Here is a 17,612-nt window from a genome sequence, read left to right as displayed (position 1 = left end):
AAGTAGCATAAGATACTATTTCAAAATAATATAGCTATTAAATAAATCTTTAATAATATGGTATAGACTTAAGCTATTAAATTGACTAGATATCAAAAATAGTTAGCAATAAAAATAGGAACACTATGTCTTTACAGATAGTAAATAGTTTACAAAAAGTTATTCAAGTTATTAGCATTTTGTTTAAAGCTAGTCTAAAGCTAAATAAAATAGTATCTTAACACAATTTACCTAAATTATGGCAAGATCAAATCATAACAAACTTTTATAAAAAGTCTAATCTCTTTTTTAAATAGTAGAAATAAAAGTTTGTTATGATTTGAAAGTTTTCTATTTAGCAACTTTTAACTAAATTATCAATTCTGTATAACCGAAAATGAGGTTAGTTTGTCCAAAATCCTTGTCATTACCAGACAGTCCTTTATTTATCTATCTACCAGGAATGGATGGAACGGGCGAGTTACTACATAGACAAATAAACAAATTAAGTTGTTTTTTTAGAGTTTGTTGCTTATCAATTCCCAAAGATGACTGCAGCAACTGGAATACTTTAGTTTCTAAAACTATTAACTTAATTAAGAAAGAACTCAAGCATTATTCTCAAGCCTCCTCTGTTTATTTATGTGGAGAATCTTTTGGAGGGTGTTTAGCGATCAAACTTGCTCTTAAGTCTCCTGAGTTAGTCAAAAAAATGATTCTAATCAATCCTGCTTCATCTTTTACACAACGTCCTTTATTAAGTTGGGGGAGTGAATTAATTCAGTGGGTACCAGATATTTTACATCAAACTTCAACATTAGGTTTTCTACCATTTTTAGTAGCTTTAGGAAGAATAGAAAGAAAAGACTATCACACTTTATTAAAGGCGATGCAGTCAGTTCCTCCATTAGTAGTTAGTTACCGACTGAGGTTACTGAGGAATTTTAATGTTGACGAAGCACAATTAAAACAGTTAACTCAACCTATTTTAACTGTAGCTAGTGATAGCGATTATCTTTTACCTTCCCTCGCTGAGGGAAAACGATTAGTTACTTGTTTACCTAATAGTCATTTAGTAGTCTTACACGGTAGTGGACATGCCTGTTTATTAGAAACTGAAGTCGATTTAACTAATGTACTTCAAAAGTATAATTTTTTACCTTTCAAGACTATAGCCTATTGATATTAAAGTCAGCAAGATTGGTCAACTAATAGCCACTATCAAATATAGTAATAATCGGAGAATATTAGGGAGGAGAGACATACAAAAGCTCAACAACATTTTAGTACTTTCACATTCCTAAAATAGATTTTAAGAAATACAGTTTTTACAACGTCTATTATCTTATTACTACTAATAGTAATAAGATAATAGACGTTTGCTCCTTGCATAAGCTGCTATGGCGCTATTGAATTAATCAAAATCCAATAATAAGGAGACAATTGTAATTAAGAATTAACTTTCAAAAAAAGGAGAACAAATACCTGGAATAAATTATTTCTGATACCTATCTTAAAACTTCTAGGTAAGTATAGTCAATCTTCTTTTAGTAGAAGACAGTCCAGATTAACTTTACGAGGGAGTAGATTATCATTGAATAATTACTTGTTTATAACTGGTAGAGACAGTATAGCAAATTTATGAGAATTTTCTATACTGTACGAACATATTTAATAACTAGAAATAGGTTCATCTATTAGTTTTATTTAAAGTCTTTATTTATACTAAGATAATTACCATAAAAAGCTTCTAATCTATATAAATCATTGTATTCACTATTGTAGTTTTTTTATATCATACATTTATATTATTATTAATTTAACAACAATATAAATGAACTGTTTATAGTTCTTTTATTAGTTTTCTATAAAGCCGACAAAAACCCTCTCTATTTGGAAGACATATTCTTCTATGTCCAGTACTAGTAAAAGTATCATGCTTAATATATTGATTATTAGTTTTAAATAGTTTAATAGTTTATACGAAGTTATTAATAAATAAATAAATTATTTTTACTATCTACGAAACCATGGTATCTGTAATTTTATTTCAGGTAGGGGATTACACCAAAAAAGCTCTTGACAAAAAAGGCTTTTACTTAACAAGTATTGCATATGTAATATATTCTACATAATATAATAACACTAAGCCATACACGACTTTAATAAAGGGTCTGTAAATTTTAGTGCTACTAGCACTTTTGAGCTTATATTAACAGTAGCGATATTAAAATTGTATACTATGTCGATAGAATAATTAATATCATCCAATCTTTAACATTCTTAATTATCAGTAATTTTCTATTATTGATTTATTCTCTTTGTAGTAAGTATTACTAATTTGAATAAGGATACAAATATTGACTAGTTTTATAAATAGTAAAAATTACTAGAACAATAAATTTGGCAATACTTAAATATTTATATTACTAATATAAATTGTATTTATTCTTTACTAGATAAATCTTCAATTACACTGAACTTGCCGAACTAAATTAAATGTTTTTACAAAATTCAAGAGCTTCATCTAATAACCGATTTCCTTGCTCAACAGTTTCAATACGAGAGACATGGTCGCGTAACTCAGATGCTCCTGGAAATGCCTTACAATACCACGCTAGGTGCTTTCGTGATTGATAAATTCCCCGCTGTCCTTTATGTTCCCATAGACCATTAAGATGTTCTTTAGCACATTCTAGCCGTTGTTTTGGAGTTGGGGCAGATTTTCGAATTCCTGTTCGTAAAAAATAATCAATTTCTCCGACTAAAAAAGGATAACCTAATGTTCCTCGTGAACACATTACTCCATCTGCACCTGTAATTTCTAAACACTTCAGGGCTGATTCCACTGAAAAAATATCACCATTAGCAATAATAGGAATACTTAATGTTTCTTTTACTTTAGCAATCCATTCCCATCTTGCTTTTCCATTATATCCTTGGGCGCGAGTCCTGCCATGAATAGTAAGCATTGCTGCGCCTGAATCTTCCATCCTTTTTGCAAAGTCAATGATGTTAATTTCTTGATCGCTCCAACCAATACGAGTTTTAACAGTAACAGGAACTCCAATAGATTTTACTACTTCTTTTACAATTTCCTGGGCAATATTTGGTTGACGAAGTAGGTGAGAGCCACCTCCTTTTTTAGTGATTTTACTCACAGGACATCCCATGTTTATGTCAATAGTTTTTGCTCCTTTTTTTACAGACTTTTGAGCAGCTTTTACCATTGGATAGGGCCGACAGCCAAACAATTGAATACTAATTGGCTGTTCATCTATATCAATTGTTATTAGTTTTGGTACATGTTTTAAATGGTAGACATCTGTTGCGTTAATCATTTCAGTATATATCATAGATTGTGGTGCATACCGCCTAACTAAACGACGAAAGGTAAAATCTGTAACTCCAGATAAAGGCGACTGAAATACACGACTTTTTATTTTTAATGATCCTATTTGCAAAGGAGATGATAATTTTTGTCTTAGATAATTAGATAGCATGTAAAGGTTAAGTAAATTTGAAGGAGAAAAATTTATCGGCTAAAAATCGTAGATAAGTAACTCATGATCTACACAACTTTTACATAGCAATATTTGTAGATTGTAGTTATTATGATCTTGTCACAGTTAGTATGGGAACACAAATGATAATTATATCTATATCTTATAGTTTACTTTGTTGATAATCATCCTGTTTTAGATAGAGAAATAAAAAAATAAATATCTAAGATGATCCTGAGGTATTTATTTATGATAAGTTTTTATAGCCTCAAGTATAAAAATTGGTTTGCATAATTATTTTTTATATACAAAAAATTAAAATTCTCATCAAGTAATTGTATATAAATATATTAAAACATTTAATGCTAACAACAAAAATACAAAAGTCATAATAGCTATATTATTAGTAATAAAACATTAAATACCTTAAATCAGAAAAATAAATTAATTATTAATTGATAATTTAAAAAATTAATGAGAGAGAAGCATAAATATTACTATCAATAACAACAATATTGATGCCGTTAGTGTTTCTAAATTATATAAAGGAGTACAATCCTAAATGATTTCTTAAATAATACGTTTATGAGAAGAAGACTGAAGCTTGAGTGTATTTTACTTATGATATTTTAATAACTGTAATCTCCTTAATAGTATTTCATACTATTGTTCTTACACTTAGATATTCTCTAAATAAGACAATAACTTATCCAGAGTCTAACACCAGACATAAATACTGTTTGCAGTATTGAACTATTATATCAATCCGAGAACTCAAAATAATTAGTCATAGAAGAAAGTATATAAATCATTCAATTAATAAAACGAGAATGTATTTTTCAGGAAAGTTTGTGAGTGTCAATAAACTGGACACAACACAACAGCATAGTAGTAACTATCGGTATCCCCGACAATTTGGAGTTGTTTATGATTGAACTAACTGTTCGTCTAGCCAACAATAAATTATGATACTAAACTTAGGGTAAAAACTTCTACTGACATTTTTGTTAGACTACGCTGAAACAGTAATGAGTGATTTTCTGTCCTCAGACAATTTTCTTTCTTATTAAGATACTGTAACTTATATAGCTAAAGAGTCAAGATCAAAAAAACATCATGATTCCCTTAGTTTAATTAGACTGACGAGATCATCCTCGGTTCTACTCAAATTTTCGATAAATCTTATGTTTGTTTTCCGTTTGTGTGTGAGTGTGAGTGTTAGTATTTTTCTAGCCTTAATCTGGGAAGTATCGATGGCTACACAAGTGTCGTCATCTTCTGTCAAAACTCACGATAAAACTTTTGCAACCTCTCAGAAGACTTCTCTTTTATCCTCCAATAGACAAGTGCAGAGGGAGGAGATGAACCCTCATGTGGTGGATACAAAGCAAGTAAAACAATCCATTCCAAAACAAACATCATCAACCGTCAAGGAGTTTTATACTCAGGTCAATATTAAATCAACAGACTCGCTAAATGTACCAAATGCTGTTGATCTTTCTTCTCCAATACTAAAAAACTTACTGCCTAACAGGCTTAACCCCAGTGGCAACCCCTTATTGTTTCCTACTAAATCCTCAGAAGTGGAAACTGCCATTAGTCAACCAATTACCTTAAATCAAGCCATTGCTCTGGCCTTGCATAATAATAGGGAGCTCCAAGCTTCTCGCATTGAATTAGAAGAGCGTCAAGCCAGTTTAAAGATTGAACAAGCTGACTTGTTTCCTACAATAGATATTGGAGGTAGTACTGTAAGATTTAGGAATGATAGGGTATTTGGTGGTGGGACAAATCAACTTGGAGATTTAATTCCCGAAGAAACCAGTGCTGAAACTTTTACAGATCTTCGAGCTTTAGCAACCCTAAATTACGTGATTTACAGTGGGGGTGAACGGTCAGCTCAAATCACGCGTGCTCGACGAGCAGTTCGTAATCAAGAATTAGAAGTGGAACGGATTTCTGAGCAAACCCGCTTTGAATCTACTGATCGTTATTATCGACTACAAAACGCCGATGCTCAAGTGGCTATTGCTCAAGCAGCTGTAGAAGATGCAAATCAAAGTTTACGGGATGCTAGATTATTAGAACAAGCAGGGTTAGGAACTCGATTTGATGTTTTGCGAGCTGAAGGAGACTTAGCTACGGCTAATCAAGGGTTAACTCGTGCAATCGCTGAACAAAGAACTGCAAGACGCAGTTTAGCTGAATTTTTAAGTGTGGGACAGCACGTTCAACTAACAGCTGTGGATGAGATCTCGGAAGCCGGAACTTGGGCAATGACCCTTGATGAAACTATTGTTCGAGCTTATAAAAATCGTGCTGAGTTAGAACAACAACTGGTACAACGAGAGATTAGCCAACAAGACCGTGACATTGCCTTGTCAGAAATTAGGCCCAAGGTTAGTTTGTTCGCAGAATATGATGCACGAGACAACTTAGACGATGGAGTCCCTGTTCTCATGGACTGGACATTTGAAGCACGGGTACGCTGGCGAATTTTTGATGGGGGAAGAGCCTTTGCGGGAGCCAGACGAGCTGAACGAAATATAGATTTAGCCAATACCAATTTTGCTAAAAAACGTAATGCCATTCGTTTTGAGGTGGAAGAAGCTTATTATGACTTTATTGCAAATAGGGAAAACATCAACAGTACTCGTAAGAACGTTGAAACTTTTTCAGAAGCTCTCAGATTAGCTCGCTTAAGATTTCAGGCAGGGGTTGGAACTCAAACTGATGTCATTGATGCCCAACGAGATCTCACTGATGCACGGGGGCGTTTTCTACAGGCAGTTATTGGCTACAATCAATCACTTAATGCCTTACAACGATCAGTCAGTAACTTGCCTGATAATGGATTATTTGAGGCACGTTAGTCTAACATAATTCTCTGTAATTAAAAGTAATTCTCTATTGTGCGTTACCTGACTTAAAACATTTAATACGGGATTATTGTCATCTCAGGTACATTTGTTGATACGGTGATTCTCTGTAATTTAACAGTATTGGTTATTACAATGATAGAAATATATTAATCATATGGTTAAAGTAGCTATCAGTGATTTAACTTTAATAACACCAGCTTTTTGTTAAATAATCAATCATATTTCTTTCATTTTAGCCGGATTTATAAGTTTATTGACTTTTTTAGGAGTAATTACTTTGTGTTTTTATAGGAAAAAATATTGGGCTTATGTTTTCGGAGTATCCAGTTGTTGTACTTTTAAATTGTTATTTTTTTGAGATCTATTATTAACTCAGAAGCTGTAATTAATTTTTTTATAAAATATTATTGACTTTGGCTGCTACTAATATTCTATGTTGTATTTTATTATCAGGACAAGTATCTGAATATTTACAAAAATGTTAGCAATACTAAAAATAGATCGAGAACAGATAGTACAAGAGATTTTGAATTATATTTGCTATTTTTTGTTTAATAAATATATTTTAAGCGATTGATTAAAAGTTTAATTTATATTAAAAAAGTTTAATAATTCCTGGGACTTTTTGTAAAGATAAGTTATTTAAATAATTTTTATCAATAAAAATAAACAAAGTGTAAATCTAAATAGACTTGGCTAATCTTACATATTTTTTAAAATATTAGACAACCAATTTGTAGGACTGTATTGCAAATTTACTGTCTTATCTTCTCTGATTTTGTCTTTAATTCCTAATCGTAAAACTTTTTATTATGAGCAAGTATTTTAAAAATACACTTTATCATACAGTCAAGTCAGTTTATCCTAAACACTTCGTCAATCTAGCTATAAGATAATTAGCCCGTAAACTTATAGCAGGTTTAAATCTTACTATAATTAATATAGCCAATTAAACATGGCTCGGATAATCTCTGGATAAATAGTCTCCTAAACTTAACTATACTGAGTCGTTGTTAGCCGAACCATGCAGTAGTAAAAGTGATTATTTTACTAGATCCTATTCCAAATAAAGTAGATAGATGAATCCCTGATAGATTCACAGTTTAGGATTGTTAAATAATAATTTAAGACAGGATACTTTGTACTAGAGGACTAAAAAAAGAAATTAGTTCAGGTCTACTAGTCACTAAACAAGGAAAAGACTTGTTTCCATAGTCATGACCGATTTTAAGAGGAAAAATGGGGTCATTATTTAAGGAAACAAAAACTCCGCCAGCACTATTGACAATAACCCAAACCGCTGCAATATCCCAAATTTTCGGAGTAGCTTCTATTCCTCCTAACGCTGCTCCACAAGCCACTAATAACATATTATAAGTAGCGACTCCAACCATACGAATTTTACAAGGAAAGGGTTGTCTAAGAATTTCAATACTACGGGTGCACAAATTGAAAAGATGACTTTTGCTAGGCTGATCAGAACTAGTATGAATTTTCACCCCATTTAAATAAGCCCCATCAGGTCCAGTTATTCCAGTGTTTCCATACCAATATCCATGAAAAGACTGCTGAAGTTGAGGAAAATAAACAAAGCCAAACACAGGTGTTCCTCGATATAATAATCCTAGAGAAATGCCCCAAATTGGAATACCTCGAGTGAAGTTAGTGGTTCCATCAATCGGGTCAATGATCCAACACCAGTCTGTCTCAGGAAATATATGAGTGGTTTCCTCAGTAAGAACCCCATGTTCAGGGAATTTCGTAGCAATTGCTACCCTAATAGTTTGATCAGCCCAATGATCAGCTTGAGTAACTAAAGAACCATCCTCCTTCTGTGTCGGGGATATTTTACCTACATCAGTCACTAAGTAATGTCCAAGTTTTTGAGTTGTCGTACGACAAAAAGTTAAGACCTCGTGCCAAAATTGTTCCATGTTCAACTGAAGAATGAGAGGGTAACAACAGGATACCGTCCTTAAAAGATATAGGAGAATAATTCAATAAAGCAAGTGCTTTAATTTCAGAATACACACAATCACAGTTAGTAAAATTTAATAGGTTGTCCTCGGATATAATTTTGACAAAAGTGTTATGCTAGTGAGCGCTCAGATCTTCTTAGACAGTTTTTATACAAAAGGCAAGGAATTTAAATAAATTTAAATTTATTTAAATTCATAATTACCAATACTTTTAGGTACGGTTATATCTATAAAATTTTCGTTATATTTGTCATGAATTTAACTTTAAAATGCTCATCATATAGCAAGATGTTATCAACTTCAACTAACAAAGTTACTATTATCCGTAATTATATTATTCTTTCTCTAGTTGTTATGGTTTTGGGTGTGGGATTGACGGATATTTTTAAAAATCCTGGTCGTATTGGTCAAAAAGATCGTATTAATAATTATATTCGCTACGTCAATGCTGGTTTTGTTGCTCAAACACAAAAACTAGGACGTTGAAACCTCATTGTAAGCTTTCCATCTTGTGGAAAAAGTATCTTTACTATATTGACTCCTAGATTAATTCAACAAACTAAATTAAATTATAATTATTAAGTCATCTCTATCAGTATTTTATTAACTGTACAAATAGCATTAATATTTTATTATTAAAACTAAGGTAATATATCTTAGCTCAATGTATTTATATTGTTGATATTTATAAGTTATTTAGTTGAGCTTTTTCTTGTCTGTATGATGATAACAATCAATTTTTTTGTTTTATAGTTACAGATTAAATTCAATAATAGTTATAGTTATTATTATGTCAACTTAACTTCCTAAAGAAGATAACATCTAGCAATTAATTATTTTACTTGAGTGTTTTATTGAAAAGTAAATTATTTACTAATAAGTTTTTTAAAAAAATAAACTTATTAGTAAATAATAATTTAATCAGTAATTAGATCTATGATTTTGTTGGCATTTTAATCTGTGTTTATATAGTTCTAATTTCTCTTGTCGTCAAAATATAAACATATAAAATTATCGAATATTTTTGAATAAAAATAACAATAACTAAATACTATACATAACCTGATACATCATGTCAGCTTTATAATTTATATCTGATAAGCAATAAAAATAATATTATTTACTATTAATTTGTAATATGAATGTATATTCAATTGAATATAGTTGTTTGTCCTGCAGCTAAATTAGCAAAAATAAATCTAAAAATCTAAATCACTTAATAATACATAGATATAGATCTTAGATAAAATCTATATCTATGTGAGCGACTAATATATAAAATATTTATTCTTTATTCTTTATTTATTTTAACTAATCTCTAGCGTAGTAGAGTAACTTTTACATCTTTTGTTTATATAATTAAGTATTTAGTTTGTGCAAGAAAATATAATTGCTATATAATAGGAATTCTTTCGACAACAATGAGAAAGAAATAGTTCTTAAACTTATTATTTATAGATAATTTATGCAATTTTAATTAACTTAAAAAATAATTTATTATCTATATTAATTAATATAATTTTAGCTATTTTTCTGACAAAATCTTTTCTGTCTTGTTTGTCTATATTTAATAATATAATTTAACTACTTTATATTTAAACACAACATAATAAAATACTTAGATTTTTATTTACAAAACATTAAATTACAACGAAGTATCTATAAAAAGATTAAGTTATCAAACTTAATAGTAAATTATTTGTTTGTAAATATTCTTGAATATCCATTTAATAAATACGTAAATAATAGAGTAAAATATGTTAAATAAATATATATTATTAGTTTGCAGAATAAATAATATTCTGGAAGTTGACTTTAAATAATCAAAAACGTATTTGAAAATAGTTTAAATTTAGACTCTATAGAGAGCAATTGCACGTAAAGACTTTGGCTAGTACTATTAAAGTATATAGGGTAATATTTTCTAGCTTAGAAAGACTAGGAAATACTTAATAGCAACACCATCTTCTTACCATCAAATTATTCAAATTACAAAGAGATCTAAAGGATTATTAGCTAAAGCTCTAAGAATAATCTATGATTAATACACTTGGCCTCAATTTAGTGAAGCATGCAGCCTCATTTCTATCCCAAACGTCTCTACCAATGGCTCACTTCCAGCAACTTTGGGCTTAGTACCACCGATCCTCGCTATGCCTTATTAGAAGCTTGTTTGATTGGATTTCTTTCAGCTTTAGCCGCTCTTATTCTTAAAGTAGGCGTCGGTTGGTTGGGAGGATTGCGAGTAAGTCTAGCCAATCAATTTGGAGCGATCTGGATCCTTCCCCTGGGAGGCTTAACTTTAGGATTAATATCGGGATGGTTGATTGAACAAGTTTCTCTCAGTGCTGCAGGAGGTGGTATTACCCAGGTTAAAGCATCGTTGGCACGCTACCCTGTTCCATTATCTCTACAAGTTGTTCTGGTCAAATTAATCGGTACGATTATGGTCCTAGGAGGTGGGTTAACCCTAGGTCGTCGTGCTCCTACAGTCCATATTGGAGCAGCTTTAGCGGCACAATTAAGTAGTTGGGTTCCAACCTCACCTGAACATCGACGACAAATGATCGCTGCTGGAGCAGCTGCCGGACTAGCTGCTGGATTTAGCACTCCTATTGCTGGGGTTCTATTTGTGGTTGAAGAGTTGATGCGCGATGTTTCTGGTCTAACTCTACAAACTGCTATTGTTGCTTCATTTGTGGGGGCTGTCGTCTCCTTAATACTCCAGTCAGCATCTTTGTCATTTTCATCTTCCCTTTTAGATCTGCCAAATATTAGCTTTTCAGCTTCCGAAATTCCTTTTTACCTATTACTGGGAATTTTAGCCGGGATATTGGGCACACTGTTTAAACGGGGATTGCTATTTAGTCTAACCGTACAAAGCCGTCTTAATTTACCTTTACCCTGGCGGATGGGGCTGGTCGGCATGATTTCTGGGATGATTGTTGCTATTCTACCTCCTTTTTTTCAAGATAATGCAGGATTAAGAACTTTTTTAGTAACGGGAGAATTGAGTGGAGACAAAATTCTTTTGGCTTTTATTGCTCATTTTTTCCTGACTATATTAGCTTATAGTTCTAATGCTCCAGGGGGACTTTTTGCCCCTGCATTGGTTTTGGGATCTGCCTTAGGCTATCTGGTAGGAGATTTTGAGGAATTTCTGACAGGGACGGGAGCTGAATCTACTTATGCCCTGGCAGGAATGGGGGGCTTTTTTACTGCGGTAGTCCGGGTTCCGGTGACAGCCATTGTCATTGTCTTTGAATTAAATACAGATTTTAATATTGTTCTTCCTTTAATGGTGACTTGTGCAGTTTCTTATGTGGTAGCTGAAAGTGCATCACGAGGATCCTTATACGAAGACATGCTTAAAACTAAGGGTATTTGCATTAATGAAGCAGCAACAGCGCAAGATTTTTTATCTCGATTAACTGCCGCCGACGTTATGCAGTCTAAGGTAGAAAGTTTACCTAGTCATTTAACCCTTGAAGAAGTTTTTCAAGCAATGTCCGTGTCAAGTCATCGTGGTTTCCCAGTAATGGAGAAGGGCAAGTTAGTGGGAATTGTTACTCAAACTGATTTGGCTAATTCGGCTCAATATTCGCCAGACAAATATCTCAGAGATTTCATGACTCCACGCCCGATTACAGTTCCAGCCGATGCTGTCCTAAGTGATGTTCTTTATATACTAAATCGATATCTATTATCTCGTCTGCCAGTGACAGAAGGGACAAAATTAGTAGGAATTATTACAAGAACTGATATTATTCGTGTAGAGGCTAATAAACTCGAAGGTAATGATGCTCAAGGAAATGAATCCTTGCAAGAACCTTCTTATGTTGTCTATCAAACCCGCGCCCCAGCTATTGGGGAAGGACGTATTCTATTACCGTTAGCTAACTTAGATAGTGCAACGGCTTTGTTCAAAATTGGAGCTGCGATCGCAAGTCAGAAACAATCAGAATTAGAATGTTTACGGATAGTTAAAGTTCCAAAACACAGTAATCCAGCCCAAACTTCTCTGGCAAATCAACCTTATCGCCAATTACTCCAACACCTGGAAAAATTAGGAAAAAATAAAGGTCTTCCAGTTCATACCCAAATCCGGGTTGCCCATGATATCTCTCAAGCTATTTTAGAGACAATCCGTGATCGCCATATTAATTTAATGATTTTGGAATGGACTGAAGATAGTCGAACTCCTGGTGCAGTTTTTGGACATGTAGTTGATTTTTTGATTCGTAAAGCGCCTTGTGAGTTAGTTTTAGTAAAATTGGGTGATAATCATGATGTTTACCCTCATAATTTAGACAAAGATGCCACCTGGTTAATTCCTATCGCTGGAGGACCAAATGCACAACGAGCTATGGAGTTACTTCCTGGACTAACTGGGTTATATAATCGTTCCCGATCACCAATTATTTGGTTGTGTAAGGTATTCTCCCCCGATGGAGATTTCCCACAATACCAAGCTTTAGAACAAACTGCTCAAGAATTGAAACGAACTCTTGAGCGTCTTGTTATTCCTTTACCCATTCGTTCCCAGTCGGTGGCTGATGCAGTAGTTCATTTAGCAACGGCTGAAAACTGTGATGTAGTGATGTTAGGGGTTAGTCGTGAGGGTCTGTTAGAACAAGTGATGTATGGAAATCTTCCTAAAACAATTGCTCGGCAAGTTCGCAGTACTGTTATTTTAGTTCGAGATGCATTGTAGGATTAGTCTATTACAATAAAACATAAAACTGGAGGAACAGCAAAACCAGTTGAGTAAATAGATATATATTATCTATCTGCCTTAAGTTCGTGTAGTTTCTTCACCTACTTAATATGGAAAGAATTAAGTAGATAAAGAAAGTTATCTTACGAGGAAGTAATATTTGATTTTAGATTGTGCAAATAATTACTTAACATAATAAACTTGATATTTAAATTAAATATCAAAAAATTTCGGATAAAATATACCCTGGTAGATTATTTTTTCAGAAGAATTATGAGGTATAAAAAATTTTTATACTTAGCTCGAACTACGAAGTAACTCACTTACCCTGGCAAATTTCATGCGTAGTGTACTATGTTGATATGTCTTAGTTTATTATTAAACGATGACGTTATCTATATCTTATCCTCTACGATTGTTGTCATAATGAATTCTGGTTCCAGCCCATTGTAATTTTTCCCGTAAAGTCTGATAAAAAGAATAATTCTTTTGAAGAATAATAAATTTAGCAACACATTCAGCCATATGAACTCTTACCCATTGTCCTGGCCAAATAGACGTCGCTAGAGCCCCATCTGTCCATAATTTAGTATTTAATTCAAAATCTCCCAAAGACCAAATATCTACTACTGACCGAGGAGGAATAATAATGGGACGACTAGCTAAACTCAAGGGGCAAATGGGAGTAACAGCGATCGCATCCATGCCCGGATGAACAATAGGTCCATTGGCTGAAGCAGTATAACAGGTTGATCCAGTAGGAGTTGCAACCAATAATCCATCTCCCTGATATTGGTCCACTACTTCTCCATCAAGTTCCATTTCTAAAACTGCCGTGGGCATCCGATCAATGCTAGCAGGTTTGACACACATTTCATTTAGACAATAAAACTGTTCACTACTGGGGATTGGGTTTGTCTTATTTCCTTCAAATAGACGAGCTTCTAACATCATCCGTTGTTGTACCGCATAGCGGTCACCTAACAAACGAGCCCAAACATTTTCTATATCCTGAAATAACTCAAAAGGTTCGGTGAGAAACCCTAAATGTCCCCCCACATTCACTGCCAAGATAGGGATATTTTCTGGTGCTAATTGTCGTGCTGCAGCTAGTATGGTTCCATCTCCTCCCAAAATAATAGCTAGATCAATCTTTTCGGTGACAGAGGATAAAAACACGGGATAGGGATTGTCCTTAATACCACTAGGTCCCATTAAGACCTTACAGTTACGAGCTTCGAGTTGTCGAGCGCAGATTTGAGCCCATGATCTACTTTGAGCATCTTCAGCTTTATGAGCAATAATTACCTGTTTAAGTTCCACGTTAGTTGAGTTTAATTACTACTTTTTCCCTCAACTTGCCGAGGGATTCCTAAACCTTTCTTTCCCTATTATTGTATCGAATCAAGTTGTCTATGAGATCACTAAGTCCATTAGACTTGACTGACAGTCGATTTGTGTCTTGATCGATTGTTACTAGATTGATAACTTGGTTTCAACCTCTATCTCTATAGTTCAATAATTTTTAGACTTATAAAATATTTTTTGATTTCCGACTGATATCTAATGGAATTGAAGTCAAGGGAATAGATGAATGGAAATAAGGAATTACTCCATATAGATTATGTTAATAATCAAGTGTTCTTTGTTCTATACACTAGTAAATTATCTATGCTTACATAAGCTCTCAGCGGTACTATGTCAGTATTTCTATACTATTTTATAGTTATAAAAAGCTTCTTTATTTGTCTGTATTTTAAAAGTAAAATTGATTAAAAAGTTCATTTGAAATATATATACTAAGTACATATAATATTCGTGCCTTGACTTTGACTTTTATTATATTTTCTACATTAGTAACAATTATATCTAATAACTTTTTAAATTCAAGTAAGTACTAATACCTTACATATCCTTTGGAGTGACATTGTTTATTGGTTGTAGCAATTATTTTATACTTTTTATTGCTTCAAAAGATCTTAACATATAATTCACAAAACGATAACGAACTTAAACAGTCCCTGCTGGTTTAAGGGACAATTGAATTAGTCTTATTGTTTAGCCCCATAATCCTAACTAAAATATATATAGAGTATAATTTTATTTTTTCGTTTATTTGCTTTCATTTATACATGCAAAAATCTTTATAATGCTAAGGTATTATTTGAGAACAACTTGTGAAAGTAGAGGCGACTTCATTACCGACCTCTAATATTATAAAATCAATAAGCCAACATTATAGAATAATAACTTCGGTGCCTTACTCCATCTGTATTACCCTAGGAACTCGTCCTGAAGCAATTAAACTTGCTCCCGTAATCAAAAAATTTCGTCAATTGTCGGTCTTTGAGACCCATGTTGTACTAACTGGACAACATAGGGAAATGGTAGAACAGGTAATGAAATTGTTTGAATTTGAATTGGAGGGCGATCACAATCTTAAAATTATGCAGCCCCATCAAACCCTTACTGATATTACCTATCGTAGTTTGCAAGGTTTAGAAGCTATTTTTAACAAAATCCAACCACAATTAATTATAGTTCAGGGAGATACGACCACTACTTTTGCAGCCGCCCTAGCAGCATTTTATCAACAAATCCCCATTGGCCATGTTGAAGCGGGATTACGTACTGATAACATTTATAACCCTTTTCCTGAAGAAGCCAACCGTCGTCTGGTTTCTCAACTTGCTCAATTACATTTTGCTCCTACTCAGTTGGCTGTAGAAAATCTTAAGCGTTCAGGAGTCACAGGCGAAATCCATCTCACAGGCAATACAGTAATTGATGCCTTGCTAACAGTGGCCAAGAAACAGCAAGCCTTTGACATTAAAGGCTTGGATATAAACAATCGTCGACTGTTACTTGCAACAGTGCACCGACGTGAAAATTGGGGTCAACCTCTGCAAGATATCCTCACTAGTTTTCGTCTTATTTTGGACAAGTATCCTGATACAATTTTATTATTACCAATGCATCGTAATCCAATAGTTAGGGAACCAATTCAAAAAGTATTAAAGAATCATCCAAGAGTTTTCCTTACTGAACCTTTAAGTTATAGAGAATTAGTTATTGCAATTCAAAATTGTTACTTGTTATTGACGGATTCAGGTGGATTACAAGAAGAAGCCCCTAGTTTGGGCAAGCCAGTTTTAGTATTAAGAGATACTACTGAACGTCCTGAAGCTATTGAGGCAGGAACCGCTAAATTAGTGGGAACTAATTCTCAAAATATTTTAAAAGAAACTGGTGAATTGTTGAGCAATAAAAATACTTATGAAAAAATGGCTAACGCAATCAATCCTTTCGGCGATGGAAAAGCAAGTGATCGTATCTTAAAAATTGTTCAACACTATTTAGTAGAAAAGGAAGGGAAAAAATATTTATAGTTTTTATTAAGTATTTATTGGTTAATAAAGGTACAGGCAATATTAACAACACTATAACTGAATATTAAATGCTAAAAATGACATTATATTAAATATTGGAATAGCGTTTTTATCAGAAGATAACTAATTTAATTGTTGATAAAGTATTATAAGTATAGTTATTGTCTATGTTGTATATCTATTGAGTGAGTACGAAAGGTTTTTTACTTAGTTAAGATTTATAACAATAAAGTATAATAAATTATTTAATATTAAAAATATGAATTACACTTGATATAATTTGAACTTTAATAAAAACAATTCAATTGCCTTGTGTAGCTGCCTAAGCATAACCTGTAATTTGATTAAAAAATACGATAAAATGTTAAAAATACTTCAAATAAAGTTTGTTATTAATTTTAATATATTTAATTAATAACAAACTTTATTTGTTTAAATATTTATTTCTAATGCAAAATAGTAAGCACTGTGGACATTTTTATTCTAAAAGGGGTACCAAAAGTAAAGATATTTCAATAAAATAGGACGCTACAGGATATTTAATGATTTAAGCTAGCCTAATGTTTTTTCAACTTTCAGACCAACTCGTTATTTTTATCTCTATAATCGAATCAATAATCTTGACTAGACTAGAAGAGCAATGTTATCCGTTCCGGTATTAGCGCCCAAATATTACTTAAAAGTTCTAGAGAGTGTTCTCGTCCTAATAATAGGAGTCTTGACTCTTAAGGGGACATCTCTGAACGCGATTGCCCAAACCTCACCCTCCGACAGTCCCTTAACCGTTCGTGCGGATATTCAAGAAGCTAACTCAGAAACAGGTGTTGTTACCGCTAGAGGTAATGTGCAAATTTTTTATCCTGCCCGCCAAATTCAAGGCACTGCCGCCCAAGCACAATATTTCAGTCGAGAACGTCGTCTGGTTTTAACGGGTAACGTTTATGTCCTACAAGAGGGTAATAGTATGCGAGCAGAAATCATGACCTATCTAATTGATGAGGGAAGATTTATTGCTACACCAGAGTCTAGTGAGCAAGTCGAATCTATTTATCTTGTAACTGAAAACCAAGAAAGTCCTCCTGCATCTGTAGCCCCTACTTCTCCTTTAAATTCAGCCCCTTTACCTTCTCTCTTCAATCCCTAATTAGTAATTGAAGAGTTAC

9 protein-coding genes are annotated in these 17,612 nt (G+C 32.9%); 6 read left to right on the top strand and 3 right to left on the bottom strand.

Going from position 1 to position 17,612, the window contains the following annotated elements; genetic code table 11:
• Nucleotides 1-376 precede the first annotated feature (376 nt).
• Complete coding sequence (locus OXU93_RS06295) at nt 377-1,162, top strand: alpha/beta fold hydrolase (protein ID WP_267383322.1); 786 nt, start codon at nt 377-379, stop codon at nt 1,160-1,162.
• Nucleotides 1,163-2,474: 1,312 nt separating this feature from the next.
• Here OXU93_RS06295 and dusB read toward each other — a convergent pair.
• Nucleotides 2,475-3,482 carry a tRNA dihydrouridine synthase DusB gene (gene dusB, locus OXU93_RS06290; protein ID WP_267383321.1) on the bottom strand — a complete coding sequence of 336 codons (1,008 nt, stop codon included), beginning with the start codon at nt 3,480-3,482 and terminating at the stop codon, nt 2,475-2,477.
• A 1,184-nt stretch (nt 3,483-4,666) separates the two neighbouring features.
• Here dusB and OXU93_RS06285 point away from each other — a divergent pair.
• Nucleotides 4,667-6,355, top strand: a complete 1,689-nt coding sequence (locus tag OXU93_RS06285; protein ID WP_267383320.1) for a TolC family protein — start codon at nt 4,667-4,669, stop codon at nt 6,353-6,355.
• Between the two features lie 1,133 nt (nt 6,356-7,488).
• Here the strand turns inward: OXU93_RS06285 and OXU93_RS06280 are convergent.
• Nucleotides 7,489-8,298, bottom strand: coding sequence for an inositol monophosphatase family protein (locus OXU93_RS06280; RefSeq protein WP_267383319.1), 810 nt, complete (start codon nt 8,296-8,298; stop codon nt 7,489-7,491).
• A gap of 333 nt (nt 8,299-8,631) precedes the next feature.
• Between OXU93_RS06280 and OXU93_RS06275 the strand changes: the two genes are divergently transcribed.
• Complete coding sequence (locus tag OXU93_RS06275) at nt 8,632-8,829, top strand: hypothetical protein (RefSeq protein ID WP_267383318.1); 198 nt, start codon at nt 8,632-8,634, stop codon at nt 8,827-8,829.
• Between the two features lie 1,585 nt (nt 8,830-10,414).
• Nucleotides 10,415-13,057, top strand: coding sequence for a chloride channel protein (locus OXU93_RS06270; RefSeq protein ID WP_267383317.1), 2,643 nt, complete (start codon nt 10,415-10,417; stop codon nt 13,055-13,057).
• 405 nt (nt 13,058-13,462) lie between these two features.
• On the opposite strand, the gene OXU93_RS06265 is transcribed toward OXU93_RS06270, so the two are convergent.
• Nucleotides 13,463-14,383 (bottom strand): NAD(+) kinase, encoded by a 921-nt coding sequence (locus OXU93_RS06265; RefSeq protein ID WP_267383316.1) that lies wholly within the window; start codon nt 14,381-14,383, stop codon nt 13,463-13,465.
• A 923-nt stretch (nt 14,384-15,306) separates the two neighbouring features.
• On the opposite strand from OXU93_RS06265, the gene wecB reads away from it, so the two are divergent.
• Together wecB and OXU93_RS06255 are read left to right on the top strand one after the other, a co-directional pair.
• Nucleotides 15,307-16,449 (top strand): non-hydrolyzing UDP-N-acetylglucosamine 2-epimerase, encoded by a 1,143-nt coding sequence (wecB, locus tag OXU93_RS06260; RefSeq protein WP_267384831.1) that lies wholly within the window; start codon nt 15,307-15,309, stop codon nt 16,447-16,449.
• A 640-nt stretch (nt 16,450-17,089) separates the two neighbouring features.
• A complete protein-coding gene (locus tag OXU93_RS06255; RefSeq protein ID WP_267383314.1) occupies nt 17,090-17,593 on the top strand; it encodes an LptA/OstA family protein in 504 nt (167 codons plus the stop codon).
• Nucleotides 17,594-17,612 lie beyond the last annotated feature (19 nt).

The organism is Cyanobacterium sp. uoEpiScrs1 (genome assembly GCF_947331815.1).
Classification (GTDB): Bacteria; Cyanobacteriota; Cyanobacteriia; order Cyanobacteriales; family Microcystaceae; genus Rippkaea.
The sequence above is the reverse complement of the archived record's forward strand: the minus strand, read 5'-3'. Positions and strand labels throughout refer to the sequence as shown.